Below are 17,572 nucleotides of genomic sequence, written 5' to 3'. Positions count from 1 at the left end.
GCTCACTCCCCTCGCTGACGCCGTCCGCCCGACGCAATCATGGCGGAGCCTCGATACGGGGTTGCTATTCACGCGAGAGCATGGCGACGGCTTCGCGTTCGAGGTCGACGTAGGGCTCTCCGCTGACGTCGATCACCACTCGTTTCAGCTTGCCTCCGGTGAACGTCCACGGCGCATCGCCGGAGTAGTCGTCGGTAACGGCATCGGCGCCGCCACGGCCCACTGTGAGTCCTGCGCCGGCGAGACCGAACGGGCCCGGCTGGGTCCTGATCATGCCCTCGCCGACCTTGTGGTCGCCGTAGTAGAGAGAAAGGACCCCGCGTGAAGTACCCGGCGGATCTTCACCTTTCTTCTCGAAAGACGCGGCCAGTATGACGTTCTCCCCGGTCGGCAGATCCTCGTCCGCACTTATTGTCTGCTGCTCGATGCCCAGGAAGTTGTAAATGTAGTGCAGCCGGCCATCCTTGACATAGAGCGTGTGCCCCCCGAATCGTCCGCCCTGTGCGAACAGAACCCCGGACGGACCTTCGTCCAGAAGGTGAGCGAGCGTACTGCGGTCGGGAACGTCGACGAGCGCACCGATCGAGTACGAGCGGTTGCGAACGCTGACCGCTACAGATTCCGGCACCGGCGCGCCCCCGGGGCGGTAGACATAGCGGTTCCGCGGGGCCACCTGCTGGGGGCGGGGGGCGGTGAGGATCTCTACAGGTGAGCGGTCGTCGAGCGGGAAGGCCTGGTTGGCGCCGGCCTCGTGGAACCACAGTCCGACGAGCTCGGCCAGCTTGCCAGGTTCCTCGGCGGCGAGGTTGTGCAATTCGGCGCGGTCCACATCCGTGTTGTAGAGCTCCCACTCGTCGTCGGCGAAGTGGCCCCACCCACTGAGCGTGGGGTGGGTGGTGACGGCCTTCCAGCCTTCGTGCCAGATACCCCGACTGCCGAGCATCGAGTAGAACTGCGTGCGTTTGGCCGTCGGGATCGTGGCTGCGTCGAAGCTGTAACGCATGCTCACACCCTGAATCGGGTGCTGGGTGTACCCCTTGACGGTCGCCGGAAGTTCGATGTCGAGGCACTCGAGAAGTGTCGGAACCAGGTCTACAGCGTGGTGGTACTGGTCGCGGGTCTCACCTCGGGCCTCGATTCCGGCTGGCCACGAGATGACACACGGATCACAGGTGCCGCCGTTGAATGTGTACCGCTTCCACAACTTGAAGGGGGTGCAGAAGGCCATCGCCCACCCATTCGCATAGTGGTTGTACGTTGTGGTACTGCCCAGTTCGTCCAACTGCGAAAGGTTTTCCTCCAGGTCGTCGGGAACCCCGTTGAACATCTTGTTCTCGTTGACCGACCCGTTCGGTCCGCCCTCGCCGCTGGCGCCGTTGTCGGCTACGACAACGATGATGGTGTTGTCGAGTTGCTCGATGTCTTCGAGGTAGGACAGAAGGCGGCCGATCTGGTCGTCGCAGTGTGAGAGGAAACCTGCATACACCTCGGCCATGCGCGCGAATAGGCGCTTCTCGTCGGCGGAGAGGGTGTCCCAGGGTCGAGTGAAGTCCAGGGGCGGGAACGGCTGGCCGTCCGGACCGCTGCGGGTATCGAATGTTCCGATCGGGTTGAGCGGGGGTAGCTCGGTGTTCTGGGGGACGAGGCCCATTTCCTTCTGCCGGGCCAGGATCTGCTCACGCATGACCTCATAGCCCTCATCGAACTTGCCCCGGTATCGGTCTGACCATTCGCGGGGCACCTGGTGCGGAGCGTGCGCGCATCCCGGGGAGTAGTACAGGAACACCGGCCGGTCCGGGGCAATCGCTTTCACGTCGCCGATGTATTCGAGAGCCTTGTCGGTGATGTCGACGCCGAAGTGATAGCCCTCCTCAGGGGTGGACGGCTGCTCCACGGGATGATTGTCGTGCACCAGGTCGGGATACCACTGGTTGGTCTCCCCACCGAGGAAACCGTAGAAACGCTCGAAACCGCGGCCGACCGGCCAATTGCGCTTGCTGGAAGCCAGATTCATTTCGTCCTGGGCACACAGATGCCACTTGCCGACCATCGCCGTGCTGTATCCGTGATCGACCAGGATCTCGGCCAGTGTGGCGCACTCGGGTGGGACGTGCCCGTTCGAGCCGGGGAAACCAGTGGAGGCCTCACTGATACAGCCCATGCCATTGGTGGTGTGGTTCCGACCGGTGAGCAGGCAGGCACGGGTCGGTGAGCACAGCGCCGTGGTGTGCCACTGCCCGTAGCGCAGTCCGTTCGCAGCGATCCGATCGATGTTGGGGGTCTCGATCGGTCCGCCGTAGCAGCCGAGTGCGCCGAAACCCACGTCATCGAGCACGATGTAGAGAATGTTCGGCGAACCCGGTTCGGCTTTCGGCTGTTCGTACGGACCCCAGTCCGGGATCGAGTCACGAATGTCGAGATTGGCAACTCCCCTGAATGGCATGGACATAACCTCGCTCCTCCGACGGGTTCCACCTCGCTTTCCACCAAAGCACGAACGCCCGATGATCCGCTGGAAAATGCGGGAGAACCGACGAGGCAGGGACACGCGACGCCATCCCGGTTGGGCGTCGAGAAGGCCACATTTCGATAACGCACCAACGTTTCTTACTGTGCCGGAATAAATTTCGTACGGCTTACGAGAAGAAAAACGTCTCGAAGTACAAGATGTTGCTCGGATCTACCGCTGGTGACGGTGCCGCGCCCTCTCGAGTCGCCGCGCGGTCAACGCAGCCTGAATCTGCCGGAGCCCGGATGGCCGCATCGGATCGAAACCGGTCAGTTGCGCCACCCGTTTCAGGCGGTAGTCGACTGTGTTCGCATGGACGTGCAACTGCCTGGCCGTGCGCTGGCGGTTCAAGTCGTTTCCGATATGAACTTCCAGGGTCTCGATAAGTTCGGGCAACCCGTCGAGGGGCGCGAGCAGGCTCGCCAAATGCGTTCTTCCCGAACCAGCCCGGGTGATCTGGAATTCGAGCGCGAGATCTTCCATCCGGTACAGGCCGGCAGGCTTGCCCAAATGCCGGACCAAGCTGAGGAGTTCCTGCACCTCGTCCGCTGCCGACGGAATGCGATCGATCCGCGCGGTCGCCACCGCCGCTGTCACACTTGCCTCGGCGGCTTCGCTGATTCTGCGAACGATGGTGCTCAGTTCGTCCTCGGTTCGCCTCCCGCCGAGCAGAACAGTTCCCCCATCCGCACCCAGTAGTGCCAGGGGTGCGCCGCCGCATGCGTCCGAGGCAGCGGCCTGCATGCGCCGTATCCGGCGGCGCACCGCCACCGACTCGGGCATCTGAGCGGATGTCTCCTCCCGGTAGGGAGGCACCGACAGCCCCATGACCACATAGTTCTCGACAAGCTCGATTCCGGACTGACGCGCCAGCGAGACCGGATTCCGACCGTTGAGCAGCGTCGTAACCATCGTCTGCGCGGCGGAGTTTCGTTCACTGGTCAGCGACTCGACTTCGGTCACGTAACTGGATGTGGCGGCCACGGTTACGCTCTCGACCAGACCCAGCAGAAGGATCGACCCCGCCACTACATCGGCCAAGTCCTCCGCGCGCGCCTTCGACACGACCATATCCCATCCACGGCGTATTCCCTCGTGGTAGACGCGCAGCACCGATTTGAGCGGCACACCTTCTCGAGCCCATTGCGCCGCAATGGTGCGCAGTGGGTCCACTTCCTCCTCACTCGGGGTCGTACGAGTGTCCAGCGTCTGGATGCCCAGGCGTAGGCAGTGAGCCGTAACCTCGGTTACGTCGCTCTCGAACTGCTTACCCGGCAGGGATATCGGCACCGACCCCGTCGGCGCAACCTCGGTTGCATACAAGGAGACAAGGTGCCGCGCAAGGGAGCGAAAGTCCCGCAGCGGCTGAGACGCCGGTTGGCCGGCTACCTTGATTCCCAGCCCGGACCCCAAATTCTGATTGACCACAGACGATCCCCTTTCGCCGTACGGCAACTAACAGTCCCCGCGCAGGCTCGCGCGGTCGAAGGCTACTGCGCGCGAGGAACTCAGACATGCAAAACGCGCTCACGATTCACACCCCGCCGCGAATCCCGGCGGCGAGACACCCGCCGGTTCGTGCGACCACAAAGATTGCAGGATCACCAAGATACAGCGGTACCGGGTATTCGGGAAGGAAGTCAGCGTCCGGACCGGCCGCCCTCAGGTCGGCAAATTACTCGAGCGCACCAGGTGCGCCACGTTCACAGTTGACGGCTTGTCAGCTCTCCTCGGCGACACGCACCAACATCTTGCCGAAGTTCCTGCCCTCGAGCAGGCCGATGAAAGCAGTCGGCGCGTTCTCGATTCCGTCGACGAAGTCCTCTCGATAGGCGAATCGACCGTCGCGGATCCACCCCGATACGTCTCGCAGAAAATCCGTGTACATCTCGCCCACGAACTCGGCCATGATGAATCCTCGAATCGTGAGACTCTTGACCAGCACTCGACTGAGAAATTCAGGCAACCGATCCGGCCCCTCGGGAGCGGTGGCGTCGTTGTAATGGGCAATCAGGCCACACACGGGAACCCGGGCGTATTCGTTCAGGAGCGGCAGCACCGCTGCAGCCACCGCACCGCCGACGTTCTCGAAGTAGACGTCGATGCCGTCGGGGACCGCGGCGCGCAGTTGTTCGCCGAAGTCGGGGGCCCTGTGATCGATCGCCGCATCGAAGCCGAGTTCATCGAGCAGGTAGGCGCACTTCTCCGGACCGCCCGCAATCCCGACCGCGCGGGCACCCTTCAGCTTCGCGATCTGCCCCACAGCCGAGCCGACCGGACCACTGGCGGCCGCGACGACGACGGTCTCTCCTTCCTTCGGCTGTCCTATCTTCAACAAACCTGAGTACGCGGTGAAGCCAGGCATGCCGAGGACACCGAGGGCAGTTGACAACGGGGCCGCGGCCGGGTCGAGTTTCTGAAGTTGATCGCCGACGACCACCGCATGCGACTGCCATCCCGCGTAGGCGAGAACGTAGTCACCGGATTCGAAGCCCGGGTGCCGAGACTCGACCACCTGTCCGACCGTGCCTCCAACCATGACTTCACCGATCTCGACCGGTTCGGCATACGATTCGGCGGCGCTCATCCGTCCCCGCATATACGGATCGAGCGACAGATAGATGATGCGGATCAGCACCTGGCCTTCGGTCAGCTCAGGCAAGTTCACGGCCTCGAGCCGGAAGTTCTCCGTCGTGGGGGCGCCGTCAGGACGTGATGCCAGGACGATCCGGGTGCTCTGAACAATGCTCTCGATGCTCACAGTGCGCCTGCCAATCCGTGTTGAGCCGATATCGCACGCCAGACTACCGATTTCAGAGGAGCCGCTTTTTTTGCACCTTGCCCAATGCGTTGTGGGGAAGCGACTCGACCACCCGAATCTCGCGAGGCCGTTTGTGCACTGACAGTTCGGCCGCCACATGCTCGATCAGATCCGGTTCCGAGACGTTCTCACCCACTACGAAGGCGACTATTCGCTGGCCGAGATCCGGATCGGGTGCGCCGACCACAGCGACCTCCCGCACACTGGGATGGCCGAGTAGGGACGCCTCCACCTCGCCGGCGCCGATCCGGAATCCGCCCGACTTGATGAGATCTGTCGAAGCGCGTCCCACGATGCGGTGGAACCCGTCGGGGTCGATGACGGCGACGTCCCCGGTTTTGACGTAGCCGTCTTCCGTGAACAACTCGGCGGTCGCCTCGGGGCGCCCGAGGTACCCGTCGAAGAACATCGGCCCCCGCACCTGCAGTTCGCCGATCGATTCACCGTCGTGGGGAACGTCGCCGCCGTGCTCGTCACGTAGCCGGGTCTCGACGCCGCGAACCGGCACACCGACCGACCCTGGACGGCGCTCACCGTCCGCCCTGGTACTGAGCGTCAGCATCGTTTCACTCATGCCGTATCGATCTACCGGTGCGAGCCCCGTCAACTCCCGTATCTTCTCGAACACCGGCACGGGCAGAGGCGCACTACCCGAAACGAGCAGTCGCGCGGTTGAGAGCGCGCGGGCGGATTCGGGGTCGTCGGCGATCCGGCTCCACACCGTCGGAACACCGAAGTACATCGTCCCGCGAGCGGAAGCATAAGCGGCCGGGGTCGGTTTGACGGTGTGAACCAGACGGCTGCCGAATCGTAGGGGACCCAGCACACCCAGTACGAGTCCGTGAAGGTGGAACAGCGGAAGTCCGTGTACCAGTTTGTCGTCGCCGGTCCACTGCCATGCCTCAGCGAGCGCGTCGAGATCGATGGCGATGGCCCTCCTGCTGAGCAGTACCCCCTTGGGCGGACCCGTTGTCCCAGAGGTGTAGAGAACGAACGCGGTCGCCGAATCGGGCGGTTCCGGATAGCTGTGCCACGACCGGGCATGAACACGAACCGGGACGACAGGCAGGCCCGCCGGGTCGTCGGGTGCCTCGCCGAGCCACGCCTGCGCACCGGAGTCCCGCAGAATGTGTCCCAGTTCGGCGGGACCGGAATCGGGGGGGACCGGGACCGCGGTCACACCTGCGATGAGACAGCCGACGACGGCGAGAACGGTGGTAACGCTGGGTGTTGCGAGGATCGCGACACGATCGGCATGAGAGACGCGTTCGGCCACCGAGGTGGCCGCACCCAGAACGTCACCACGTGACAAGTTGGTGTCGCCTATCCGGATGGCGTCGGGAATGTCGTCGCCCTGCGCGACCGCCAGCGGATTCAGGGATCGAAGCAGCACATCGACAGCTTCTCACAGAGGTCCGTGCTCCAACAGGGGTCCGCGCCGAAGGGCGGGATCGCCCGGTGGTGGGCTTACGGTGGCCAGCGCCGCGCCGAGCAGCGTCCCCGTCAGCACCGCCAGTCCGTGGGCGTCGCTGACCGCGATCAGGAGAACTCCGGCCACGACTATCCCGGCGCTCGCGGCGAGCGCAGGCACTTGCTTCGACTGCATCACCGACAGACCTGCGAGGGAGGCTGCGAGGGCGAGCGTGGCAGCCGAATTCCCCGCACCGGGCGAGGGGAACAGAAACGCAGTGAACAACCCGAAGATGATCTGGCTCGCTACGAACAGCAGCACCGCCCTCGAACCACCCCAGACCCGGACACAGAGCGGCGCAACCCAGGCGAGAACCGCGAGATTCACGACAAATCCGACCGGTCCGCCATCCTGTACCGCCACCGACGTCAGGATTCGCCACCACTGATGGTCCCGGATCAGGTTGGGATCGCGCTCCAGGGCGTCGAGGACCGCGGGAAAAATCAACTGCACCAGTGAAGGCACCGCGATGAACAACCACAGCACAACGGCAGTACGGGGCGGCCGAGTCAACTGCGACTGCCCGAGTCTCGTCCAACCCAGCAACGAGGAGAGCAGGATGACCACCGCGAAGAGGACCGCGCTGGTCCATCCCTCACCAGAAGTGGTCACCGAGAAACTCTACAACGGCGCGAACCTTGCCAATCTTGTCGCGCCGACGCTGGTCCGTCAGTTCCGAGTAGCCACCGAGCGGAGGAAAAACCGCAGGTTCGAGGGGCGCTCTGCCAACCGCCGCATGAAGTAGGGATACCACTGATGGCCGTAAGGCACGTACACCCGAACCTGCTTGTCCTCGTCGGCGAGACGACGCTGCTCGGCCTCCCGGATCCCGAACAGCATCTGGTGCTCGTACCCGTCGGCGTTGCGACCCGTACCGGCAACCAGAGGAGCTACCGCCTCGATGACCGCGGGATCGTGTGAGGCCACCATGGGGTAGCCGGAACCGGCCATCAATATCTCGAGGCACCGCAGGTACGAGGCGTTCACGTCGGCCCGGCTCTTGAATGCCACGGACTCGGGCTCGCTGTAAGCACCTTTGCAGAGCCTTATCCGGGATCCCGGCCCGGCGAGATCGCGGCAGTCGTCTTCTGTGCGTCGCAGATACGACTGCACGACCGCCCCCAGCCATGGAAAGTCCGTGCGGAGTGCTCGAACGATCGCCAGCGTCGAATCAGTGGTGGTGTGGTCCTCCGCGTCCACGGTCACCCAGACGCCCGCAGCCTCTGCTGCGGTACAGATCGCTCTGGCGTTTTCTGTGGCGACCCTGGGGCCGTCGTCGGCGAGCGCCTGCCCGAGCGCCGACAGCTTCAGGGACACTTCGAGTCGGCGAACACCAGGCCCCGCCGCCGCTTCCGGCAAACTCCCGAGATCGGCTACAAGCTTCAGATATTCGTCCAACATTGCCTGCGCTCCGGCCGCATCACGGGTGTCCTCACCGAGGAAATCGATCGACACCGACCGACCCGATGCGAGGATTTCGCGGACACACTCGACTGCCGCCTCCCTGCTCTCACCTGCTACGAACCGATCTACGAGCTTCCGCGTGACGGGAACACGGGTGACGGCCCGTTTGACGGTGCTCGACCGGGCCGCAGCGAGAATCGCCGGACGGAGCGGATTCGTCAGGGCCGCCGGTGCTTTCATTCGGATCCCATGTGCGGATAGCGATGATCCGTCGCAGGAACGAACGTCTCCTTGATGGTGCGTGCAGATACCCACCTGAGGAGGTTCAGCTTGGACCCGGCCTTGTCGTTGGTCCCGGACGCGCGGGCGCCACCGAACGGTTGCTGCCCCACAACAGCACCGGTGGGCTTGTCATTGACGTAGAAGTTTCCGGCCGTGAACCGGAGCTCCGACGTGGCTTGGTCGACGGCGTCACGATCGTCGGCTACGACCGCACCGGTCAGGGCATACGGAGCCGCGGAGTCGACTGCGGAGAGCACGTCCGCGAACGCGTTCGGCACCGAATCGTCGTAGACGTGCACCGTGAGGATCGGCCCGAAGTACTCGGTGGTCATCGCCTCTTCCGCGGGGTCGTCGGCCAGCAGCACGGTAGGACGGACGAACCAGCCGACGCCGTCGTCGTATTTGCCGCCTACCGCAACTTCGACACCTGCCCTACCACGGGCACGTTCGATGGCCGCGACGTTCTTGTCGTAGGCCCGCCGGTCGATGAGCGCTCCACCGAAATTCCCGAAATCCGTCACGTCCCCGTACGCGAGGGCATCGACCTCCGCCGCAAACGTGTCGCGCATCCTCTGCCACAGCGACCTGGGGATGTACGCACGCGAGGCGGCCGAGCACTTTTGGCCCTGATACTCGAAGGCACCCCGGATCAGCGCCGTCCGCAACACTGACTCGTCCGCCGAGGAGTGCGCAACCACGAAGTCCTTGCCGCCGGTCTCCCCCACCAGCCGGGGATATCCGTGATACTTGCCGATGTTCGCACCCACCTCACTCCACAGGTGCTGAAACGTCCGGGTCGAACCCGTGAAGTGGATGCCTGCGAGGCGCGGGTCTCTCAGCAGAACGTCCGACACAGCTTGTCCGTCCCCAGTGAGGAGGTTGATCACCCCGGGCGGCATTCCAGCTGCCTCGAGCAACTTCATGGTCCAGTACGCGGCGACCGTCTGGGTAGGCGACGGTTTCCAGATCACCGTGTTGCCCATCAGTGCCGGGGCGGTCGGGAGATTGCCGGCGATCGCACTGAAATTGAACGGCGTGATCGCATAGACGAAGCCTTCGAGTGGCCGATACTCGAGCCTGTTCCACACACCGGGTGAAGAGATCGGCTGATCGGCGAGGATCTGCCGCGCGAAATGAACGTTGAAGCGCCAAAAGTCGATCAGCTCACAGGGCGCGTCGATCTCGGCTTGCTGGATCGACTTGGACTGCCCCAGCATCGTCGCGGCGGCCAGAGTCTCGCGCCACGGCCCGGACAGCAGATCAGCAGCGCGCAGGATCACTGCAGCCCGGTCGTCGAACGAAAGCGCCCGCCAATGCGGTGCCGCCTCCATAGCCGCCTCGACCGCAGCCGAAGCATCTTCGTGCGTGGCGTTGCGCAACGTGCCGAGCACCGCAGAATGCCGGTGCGGTTGCACGACATCGGCACGGTCGCCATCACCGTGGCGGTGTTTTCCGCCGATCACGTGCGGAATGTCTACGGGATTGGTAGCGATGTCGATCAGTGCGGACCGTACCCGGGAACGCTCGGGACTCCCCGGCGCGTAGGTGTGGACCGGTTCGTTGGTGGGAACCGGAACCTGGGTGATGGCGTCCATGCTGCCTGCCTCCTGCCCTCAGATGGTGAGGAACTGCAACCGGGAACCACGCACCGACGGGGAACACCTCACTGAGCGGAACCCTGTGCTCAGGTTAGCGCTGAACACCGGCACCGACCCGGTTTCGACGCGCCGGACGCGTCTGCCTTCGCAGAGCCTGGCCCAGGCCGACGAGGTTCGATCAGCCCAACCGTTCGGCCGCGGCCGCAATCCGTTCGTCGGTGGCGGTGAGGGCGATACGGACGTGAGAGCTACCGGACGACCCGTAGAACTCGCCCGGGGCCACGAGGATCCCGCGCTCGGCGAACCATTCGACAGTGTCCCGGCAGGCTTCACCCCTGGTCGCCCACAGATACAACCCGGCCTCGGAGTTGTCGACGGTGAAGCCGGCACCCTGAACAGCCGCGAGAAGAATCTCCCGGCGGCGGCGATAGCGCTCGCGCTGCTCGTTTTCGTGTACGTCGTCGCTCAGGGCGGCAGTCATCGCCGATTGGATCGGTAGCGGCACCATCATGCCCGCATGCTTGCGAACCTCGAGAAGCTCAGCCACGAGCGCCGGGTCACCGGTGACGAATCCTGCACGATAACTCGCAAGACTCGATGTCTTCGACAACGAGTGCACTGCGAGCAGTCCTGTCAGGTCGCCGTCGTTCACCCGTTCGTCGAGGATCGACAGCGCCTCGCCCTCCCAGGTCAACCCCAGATAGCACTCATCGGCTGCCACGATCGCACCACGACTGCGCGCCCAATCGACCACCTTGCGAAGGTGCTCGAGGCCGAGCACCCTGCCGGTGGGGTTGGAGGGCGAATTCACGAAGATCAGCGAAGCACCCTCGGGTCCGAGACGATTGAGTCCGTCGGCACGGAGCACTCTGGCACCGGCGAGTAGTGCACCGACCTCGTAGGTGGGATAAGCCAACTCCGGAATGACTACGAGATCATTGCTGCCGAGCCCGAGGAGGCGAGGCAGCCAGGCGATCAATTCCTTGGTGCCGATCACCGGTAGCACCGCCACCGGATCGATACCGGCGATCCCGTACCGTCGGCGCAGCCCCCCGACCGCCGCGCGTCGTAATCCGTCCGTCCCGTGCGTGGTCGGATAGCCAGGAACAGCGGCGACCTCGGTCAGCGCGTCTCGGATGATCGGCGCGACCGGATCGACCGGGGTCCCCACCGACAGATTGACGATTCCGTCCGGGTGGGCAAGGGCTTTCGCCTTCGCCGACTCGAGGGAATCCCAGGGAAAATCGGGTAGAGACCTGGCTACCGGAATACGGGACACATCTAGTCCTCAGCCATGGGAGGCAAAGCCTTGATGAACGGTGGGTCGTAGTCGACCTTGCCCAGCTTGGCCGCGCCACCGGGAGAACCCAGGTCATCGAAGAAGTCGACGTTCGCGGCGATATAGGCGTTCCATTCATCGGGGACATCGTCCTCGTAGAAAATGGCTTCGACCGGGCAAACAGGTTCACAGGCGCCGCAATCCACGCATTCGTCGGGGTGGATGTAGAGCATCCGCCCGCCCTCGTAGATGCAGTCGACAGGGCACTCCTCGATGCACGCCTTGTCCAAGACATCCACGCACGGTTCAGCAATCGTGTAGGGCACTGCCGGCCTCCCTGCCTTTCTGAGCCAAGAGATACGAGGTGCGGGCACTGGTCCGCGCGAGAGACACTACTATTCCCTGCCCGGCCGTCCTTTCGGCGGTGGGGGGGTCGCGGGATCCGATCGCCGCGAACCGCCACCGCCGATCCGTTGATCGCCGCCACAGTCAGGTAATCGGTGTCCTTTCCGCCGGGCGCGCATAGGTCGTGGTTCTTTCGCGCGCGGGGCGCCCGATTCCCTCGGCGATGGCCCGCAGTTCCGCGACAGTCTTTTCCGATCCATACTCGGAGCCGGCCATACGGGAGATGGTCTCTTCCATCAGAGTGCCGCCGACATCGTTGGCTCCGCCTTGCAACATCGCCTGAGTACCTGCGATGCCGAGCTTGACCCAACTTGTCTGGATGTTCGGGATTCTGCCGTGCAGCATGATCCGAGCCAAGGCGTGAACAGCTCGGTTGTCCCGGTTCGTCGGGCCGGGACGCGCGGCGCCCGCCAGGTACAACGGCGAATTCTGATGCACGAACGGCAGCGGAACGAACTCGGTGAATCCGCCCGTGTCGTCCTGGATTTCACGCAGAACGCGAAAGTGCCCGACCCAGTGTTTGGGGTTGTCGACGTGGCCGTACATCATGGTCGAACTCGACCGCAGTCCAACTTCGTGCGCGGTGGTCACAACCTCGACCCAGGTGGCGGTCGGCAGTTTGCCCTTGGTCAGCACCCACCGGACCTCGTCGTCGAGGATCTCCGCCGCCGTCCCGGGAATCGTATCCAGACCGGCTTCACGCAACTCCGTCAACCAGTCTCGGATGCTCTGGCCACTACGCGCGGCGCCGTTGACGATCTCCATCGGGCTGAACGAGTGGACGTGCATCGATGGCACCCGGTCCTTGACCGCTCGCACCAGATCCGCATACCCGGTGACCGGAAGTTCCGGGTCGATGCCGCCCTGCATGCACACCTCGGTCGCACCCGCGACATGCGCCTCCCACGCCCGGTCCGCCACCTCCTGCATAGACAGCGTGTAGGCGTCCGCGTCGCCTTTGCGTTGAGCGAATGCGCAGAACCGGCAACCGGTGTAACAGACATTGGTGAAGTTGATGTTCCGGTTGACCACATAGGTGACATCGTCGCCAACTGCATCCCTGCGGAGCTGATCGGCGAGCGCGACCACCGCCTCCAGCCCCGGACCGTCCGCCGTGGCCAGGGCCAGGTATTCGTCGTCGGTGCAACCCGCCGGATCACGCTCGGCGCTCCGTAGCGCTGCGAGCACGTCGGTGTCCACCCTCACCGGGCCACTGATCTCGAGCACCTGCTCCCGGACGGTTTCCCAGTCGCCGAACGCGCTGCCGAGGTCGCTGCGCGTCACAGTGTTGCGACCCTCGGTGTCGATCTCGGTGTTCAGATCCACCCGGCCCACCGACTCCCAGGACTCGTCCGGTTCCTGCCACGGCAGCCCAACCGGCAAGGCCCCCACTTTCGCCAGGCCGGTGTCCGGGTCGGTGAGCGCCTGCACATGCCCGGTGATGCGCGGGTCGATCCAAGGCGAGCCTGCCAAAACGAACTGCGGCTGCGCGGCGGAGCGCTCGGTGAGCACGAACCCGCCCTCCGCAGTGATCTCGGCCAGGGTGTCCAGATTCGGCCACGGCCGCTCCGGGTTGACGTGGTCCGGGGTCAATGGCGACACGCCACCCCAGTCGTCGACGCCGGCCTCCAGCAGTGCCCGGCATTCGGCGTTCGACACCAGGTTCGGCGGCGATTGGATCCGCATGCTCGGACCGAACAGCAGCCGTGACACAGCTATGGTCGCTCGGAACTCCTCGAGTCCGGCATCCGGCGAATTCCGCATCGCGGTATCGGGCTTGGCCAGGAAGTTCTGAACAAGCACTTCCTGAACGTGTCCGAATGCCTTGTGTAGCTTGCGAATCGCCATGAGCGATTCCGCACGATCGCGCACGGTCTCCCCGATCCCCACCAGGATGCCCGTCGTGAACGGCACACTCAATCGGCCCGCGTCGGTGATGACACGCAATCGTACCGACGGATCCTTGTCGGGGGAGCCGTAGTGGCACCCACCCTTGTCGGTAAACAGTCGCTCGGACGTGGTCTCCAGCATCAACCCCATCGACGGTGCCACCGGTTTGAGTCTGGAGATCTCCTCCCAACTCATCACACCGGGGTTCAGATGCGGGAGCAGACCAGTCTCCTCGAGAACGCGGATGGCCATGGCCCGCACGTAGTCCAGGGTGGAGTCGTAGCCTCGCTCCTCGAGCCACTGCTTCGCCTCGGGCCACCGATCCTCAGGTCGGTCCCCCAGGGTGAAGAGGGCTTCCTTGCAGCCCAGTTCGGCGCCTCGACGGGCAATCTCGAGCACCTCGTCCGGTTCGAGATACGCTCCGTGGCCCTCTGCTCTCAACTTGCCCGGCACAGACACGAAGGTGCAGTAGTGGCACTTGTCCCGGCACAGCCTGGTCAAGGGGATGAACACCTTGCGCGAATAGGTGACCGTCTTGGGGCGACCTGCCGCGAGGAGTCCGGCATCGCGAACCTTGCCTGCCGCCGAACACAACTCTTTCAGGTCGTCGCCCCGAGCCTGCAGCAGAACCGTCGCCTCGTCCACGTTCAACGTCACACCGTCGCGAGCACGCCGCAACGCCCTCCGCATAGCCGAGGCCGAAGGTGCCACTTCCTGCACCGATGCGCTGGGTGCCGCTACCGCTGGAACGCCCGGAGTCGGGAGCATGGTGCGTCGTCCGGATTCTTCACCTGAATTGGTCACTCAGCGATCATGCGCCATAACTGATCGGAGCTGCCACCCGCGGTGCCGCGCGCGTCGGCTCGACCTACCCACGCGGGTACTCTTCGTCGTCTGGAACCACCCGACTCTGCTCCGCCGCGTCGGCCTCGTTCACCTCCAACGACGACTTGTCTTCCACCTGATCGGAAGCGTCGTCGTCGATAGTGAGACTCTGTTCCAGACGGTCCGCCTCGGGCACCTCCGGTGAGTCGGCCGCATCGAATGACGTCATTGCTGGGCTCCTTCTACTACAGGGGCACTCCCCACGATAGGACGGTTCTCGACAGAATGCCTGCGCACGACAAGCATAAGAATATGAGCGAGCCCAGCGTCGTCACCATGGCGGAGCCGGCGTGGCAGCCCAGTCCCAGAGCCAAGCAACTGTGGGCGATCAACGCCGCTCTGATGTGGCTGCCGCTGTTTCTCGTGCAAGCGCTGGCACTCATCTTCCGCTGGTGGCCCACCTGGGTGCAGGTCACCGTTCTCGCGCTGACCGTCGTGGCAGCGGCTGTTCACGTCACCGTCGTCCCCTTCTGGCGTTACCACGTGCACCGGTGGGAGATCAGCGACACGGCCGTGTACACCCGCACCGGTTGGTTCACTCAGGAGCGACGTATCGCGCCCATCTCCCGCGTGCAGACCGTCGACACCGAACGCGGACCCATCGACCGGCTGCTCGGGCTCGCTACCGTCACTGTGACCACTGCGTCCTCCGCAGGCGCCGTCACGATCTCGGCCCTCGATCAAGACACAGCGGATCGCACCGTCGCAAGACTCACCGAGATCGCGGGAACGAATGCAGGTGACGCCACATGAGCGCGACACCGCAACCGGGCGTCGCTCCCCCGATCGCCCAGGGCGAAGCGGCCATCGCAGCCGAGCAGGAGCAGCCGTGGCTTCGCTTGGACAAGCGAATGCTGTTGGTGCACCCCGTCACCGAGATCGTCAGGCTCTTGCCCGTGTTGCTGCTGTCGGTGGTGATCGGCAGCCAAAGCGGAAATTACGCGTGGGTCCCGGCCACGGTCGCGGTGTTGTTCGTGTATGGCGTCTCGCGTTGGGTCATGACGAGCTACCGCATCGGCCCTGTCCACGTGCAACTGCGCGAGGGCCTTTTTCGAAGGCGGCTTCTGTCGATTCCGCGCAACAGGATCCGATCCGTCGATGTGAAAGCCGGGGTCCTGCACCGGATGCTCGGGCTGTCGATCGTCCGCATCGGTACCGGCCAGCGGGTGGGATCGAGTTCCGATTCAGCGACGTTCGAACTCAACGCTCTCTCCACGAGCCTGGTTCCGGACCTTCGCGCCGCGCTACTGGCTCGCCAATCGGTCTCCGCCACTGCGGAAGAACCCGAGGTGATTCGCGAACCCGTGGTAAAAGAAATCGGGCACTGGAAACCGAGCTGGGTCCGCTACGCCCCGTTTTCGGTGACCGGAGTAGTGACGGTTGTGGCAATCGTCGGCCTGGCATTCCAATACGGGATCGCAGGCAACATCGCACGTTCGCCAACTATCGCCGAAGGAATCGAATCGGCCGAACGCGCTGGGATCGCCCTGGCGGTCTCCGTCGGCATCGTCCTCCTGGTGATCGCGGCGAGCACACTGGCCTGCGTTCGCTACCTCGTCAACTACGGCAACATGAAGCTCACGGATAACGGCCGCACCCTCCATGTCAGTCGCGGTCTGCTCGAGACCCGTCAGACCACCCTGGACCGTCAGCGCCTGCGCGGCACGACGCTCGTTGAACCGCTCCTGCTCCGACTCGCCGGCGGCGCCCGTCTCGATGCCATCATGACCGGTGTGAGCGCCCAGAAGCGCGAATCCTCCCTTCTGCTCCCCCAGGCGCCGCGTGAAGAGGCCGAACGAGTCATGGCCACCGTCATCGGCGACGACCGCCAAAGCGCGGTCCCTCTGACCCTCCACGGCCCTGCCGCGCAACGTCGCCGCTACTTCCGTGGGCTGGTTCCCGCCGAGATCGCCCTCGTAGCCGCCGTTGGAGTCGTCGTCCTCGGACAACCGGTGTATTGGCCCGCGTGGGCGGCAATCGTCGTGCTCGCCGTCGGCGGGATTGCACTCGCATGGGACCGGTACCGCGGACTCGGTCATGCGGTGCTGCCCGGCTGGTTGATCACCCGCAGCGGTTCCCTTGCCAGAGCCAGACACAGCCTCGAGTCCGACGGCATCATCGGGTGGACCGTCCGCCAGACCTTCTTCCAACGCCGGGCTGGGGTCGCGACCGTCATCGCCGCGACACCGGCGGGTACCGGCAAGTACGAGGTAATCGATCTTCCCGCCGACCAGGCTTGGTCACTCGTCGAATCGGTGACGCCGGGCGGAGGTGACGTGTGGGCACACCGCGGACCGACATCGCAATTCTCGACGAGGATCTGATCGAATGCCGAGCGTGCCCCCGCCTCGTCGAGTATCGCGAGAGGGTCGCTCGGGACAAGCGCGCCTCGTTCCGAGACGAAACCTACTGGGGCCGTCCGGTTCCAGGGTTCGGCCCGGCGGATGCACGAATGTTGATCGTCGGTTTGGCGCCGGCCGCGCACGGCGCCAATCGGACTGGGCGCATGTTCACGGGCGACCGCAGCGGCGACTTTCTCTACGCCGCCCTCCACGCTGTAGGCCTGGCAAACCAGCCGACGGCGACACACCGCGGCGACGGCCTCGAGCTCTTCGGGGTCCGGATCACCTCACCGGTTCATTGCGCGCCACCCGCGAACAAGCCCACCCCGACCGAACGCGAGGAGTGTCGGCATTGGTTGGAGTCCGAACTGAGGATCCTTCGCCCGAGCCTTCGATCTGTGATCGTTCTCGGTGGATTCGGTTGGAAGGCTCTGCTTCCCACCCTGGACAACGCCGGGTGGTCGGTACCAAGGCCTCGACCCGGCTTCGCGCACGGCTCGCACATCGAACTCCCCGGCCCAGAACATTCGATCCACCTGTTCGGGTGCTATCACGTCAGTCAGCAGAACACCTTCACCGGCCGACTCACCACCGACATGCTCGAGTCCGTTCTGTCCGCGGCCGCACGTGCGGCCGGGCTCGGACCGGGCCGGCTCTGAACTCGCCCGCTCTCCAGTCGCCCCGAA

14 protein-coding genes are annotated in these 17,572 nt (G+C 64.5%); 3 read left to right on the top strand and 11 right to left on the bottom strand.

Going from position 1 to position 17,572, the window contains the following annotated elements:
- Positions 1-64: 64 nt before the first annotated feature.
- From AB0I57_RS03500 to AB0I57_RS03450, 11 genes are all read right to left on the bottom strand, one after another.
- Positions 65-2,449 (bottom strand): arylsulfatase, encoded by a 2,385-nt coding sequence (locus tag AB0I57_RS03500; protein ID WP_358329884.1) that lies wholly within the window; start codon positions 2,447-2,449, stop codon positions 65-67.
- A 231-nt stretch (positions 2,450-2,680) separates the two neighbouring features.
- Entirely contained in the window at positions 2,681-3,937 is a 1,257-nt protein-coding gene (locus AB0I57_RS03495; RefSeq protein ID WP_358329881.1) for a helix-turn-helix domain-containing protein, read from the bottom strand.
- 292 nt (positions 3,938-4,229) lie between these two features.
- Entirely contained in the window at positions 4,230-5,270 is a 1,041-nt protein-coding gene (locus AB0I57_RS03490; RefSeq protein ID WP_358329879.1) for an NADP-dependent oxidoreductase, read from the bottom strand.
- Positions 5,271-5,322: 52 nt separating this feature from the next.
- Complete coding sequence (locus AB0I57_RS03485) at positions 5,323-6,723, bottom strand: acyl-CoA synthetase (protein ID WP_358329876.1); 1,401 nt, start codon at positions 6,721-6,723, stop codon at positions 5,323-5,325.
- 12 nt (positions 6,724-6,735) lie between these two features.
- Positions 6,736-7,413 carry a rhomboid family intramembrane serine protease gene (locus tag AB0I57_RS03480; RefSeq protein ID WP_358329873.1) on the bottom strand — a complete coding sequence of 226 codons (678 nt, stop codon included), beginning with the start codon at positions 7,411-7,413 and terminating at the stop codon, positions 6,736-6,738.
- Between the two features lie 57 nt (positions 7,414-7,470).
- Positions 7,471-8,445: a proline dehydrogenase family protein gene (locus AB0I57_RS03475; RefSeq protein WP_358329871.1), complete on the bottom strand. Its 975-nt coding sequence runs from the start codon at positions 8,443-8,445 to the stop codon at positions 7,471-7,473.
- Entirely contained in the window at positions 8,442-10,082 is a 1,641-nt protein-coding gene (pruA, locus tag AB0I57_RS03470) for an L-glutamate gamma-semialdehyde dehydrogenase (protein ID WP_358329868.1), read from the bottom strand. The genes AB0I57_RS03475 and pruA overlap by 4 nt, the downstream gene beginning before the upstream one ends.
- A gap of 181 nt (positions 10,083-10,263) precedes the next feature.
- Positions 10,264-11,364: a succinyldiaminopimelate transaminase gene (gene dapC / locus AB0I57_RS03465; RefSeq protein WP_358329865.1), complete on the bottom strand. Its 1,101-nt coding sequence runs from the start codon at positions 11,362-11,364 to the stop codon at positions 10,264-10,266.
- 2 nt (positions 11,365-11,366) lie between these two features.
- Positions 11,367-11,690, bottom strand: coding sequence for a ferredoxin (gene fdxA, locus AB0I57_RS03460; RefSeq protein ID WP_358329862.1), 324 nt, complete (start codon positions 11,688-11,690; stop codon positions 11,367-11,369).
- 163 nt (positions 11,691-11,853) lie between these two features.
- Entirely contained in the window at positions 11,854-14,427 is a 2,574-nt protein-coding gene (locus AB0I57_RS03455; protein ID WP_358333099.1) for a bifunctional FO biosynthesis protein CofGH, read from the bottom strand.
- Between the two features lie 100 nt (positions 14,428-14,527).
- Entirely contained in the window at positions 14,528-14,713 is a 186-nt protein-coding gene (locus AB0I57_RS03450; protein ID WP_358329859.1) for a hypothetical protein, read from the bottom strand.
- A gap of 83 nt (positions 14,714-14,796) precedes the next feature.
- Between AB0I57_RS03450 and AB0I57_RS03445 the strand changes: the two genes are divergently transcribed.
- From AB0I57_RS03445 to AB0I57_RS03435, 3 genes are read left to right on the top strand one after another with little or no spacing between them, the layout of a single operon-like run.
- The gene (locus tag AB0I57_RS03445; protein WP_358329856.1) at positions 14,797-15,297 is read left to right on the top strand and encodes a PH domain-containing protein; all 501 of its coding nucleotides are present in this window, start codon (positions 14,797-14,799) and stop codon (positions 15,295-15,297) included.
- Positions 15,294-16,868 (top strand): PH domain-containing protein, encoded by a 1,575-nt coding sequence (locus tag AB0I57_RS03440; protein WP_358329853.1) that lies wholly within the window; start codon positions 15,294-15,296, stop codon positions 16,866-16,868. Before AB0I57_RS03445 ends, AB0I57_RS03440 begins: the two co-directional genes overlap by 4 nt.
- The gene (locus AB0I57_RS03435; protein ID WP_358329850.1) at positions 16,823-17,545 is read left to right on the top strand and encodes a uracil-DNA glycosylase; all 723 of its coding nucleotides are present in this window, start codon (positions 16,823-16,825) and stop codon (positions 17,543-17,545) included. Before AB0I57_RS03440 ends, AB0I57_RS03435 begins: the two co-directional genes overlap by 46 nt.
- Positions 17,546-17,572: the final 27 nt, after the last annotated feature.

It is taken from the genome of Rhodococcus sp. NPDC049939 (assembly GCF_040656415.1).
Taxonomy (GTDB): Bacteria; Actinomycetota; Actinomycetes; order Mycobacteriales; family Mycobacteriaceae; genus Rhodococcus_F.
Note: the sequence above shows the minus strand (reverse complement) of the source record. Positions and strands in the feature narration are given on the sequence as shown.

Excerpts from the sequence above, each read along its gene's own strand:
- pruA (WP_358329868.1), bottom strand. The coding sequence starts at position 10,082 with ATGGACGCCATCACCCAGGTTCCGGTTCCCACCAACGAACCGGTCCAC.
- AB0I57_RS03450 (WP_358329859.1), bottom strand. The coding sequence starts at position 14,713 with ATGACGTCATTCGATGCGGCCGACTCACCGGAGGTGCCCGAGGCGGAC.
- AB0I57_RS03445 (WP_358329856.1), top strand. The coding sequence starts at position 14,797 with ATGAGCGAGCCCAGCGTCGTCACCATGGCGGAGCCGGCGTGGCAGCCC.
- AB0I57_RS03455 (WP_358333099.1), bottom strand. The coding sequence starts at position 14,427 with ATGCTCCCGACTCCGGGCGTTCCAGCGGTAGCGGCACCCAGCGCATCG.
- AB0I57_RS03440 (WP_358329853.1), top strand. The coding sequence starts at position 15,294 with ATGAGCGCGACACCGCAACCGGGCGTCGCTCCCCCGATCGCCCAGGGC.
- AB0I57_RS03500 (WP_358329884.1), bottom strand. The coding sequence starts at position 2,449 with ATGTCCATGCCATTCAGGGGAGTTGCCAATCTCGACATTCGTGACTCG.
- AB0I57_RS03475 (WP_358329871.1), bottom strand. The coding sequence starts at position 8,445 with ATGAAAGCACCGGCGGCCCTGACGAATCCGCTCCGTCCGGCGATTCTC.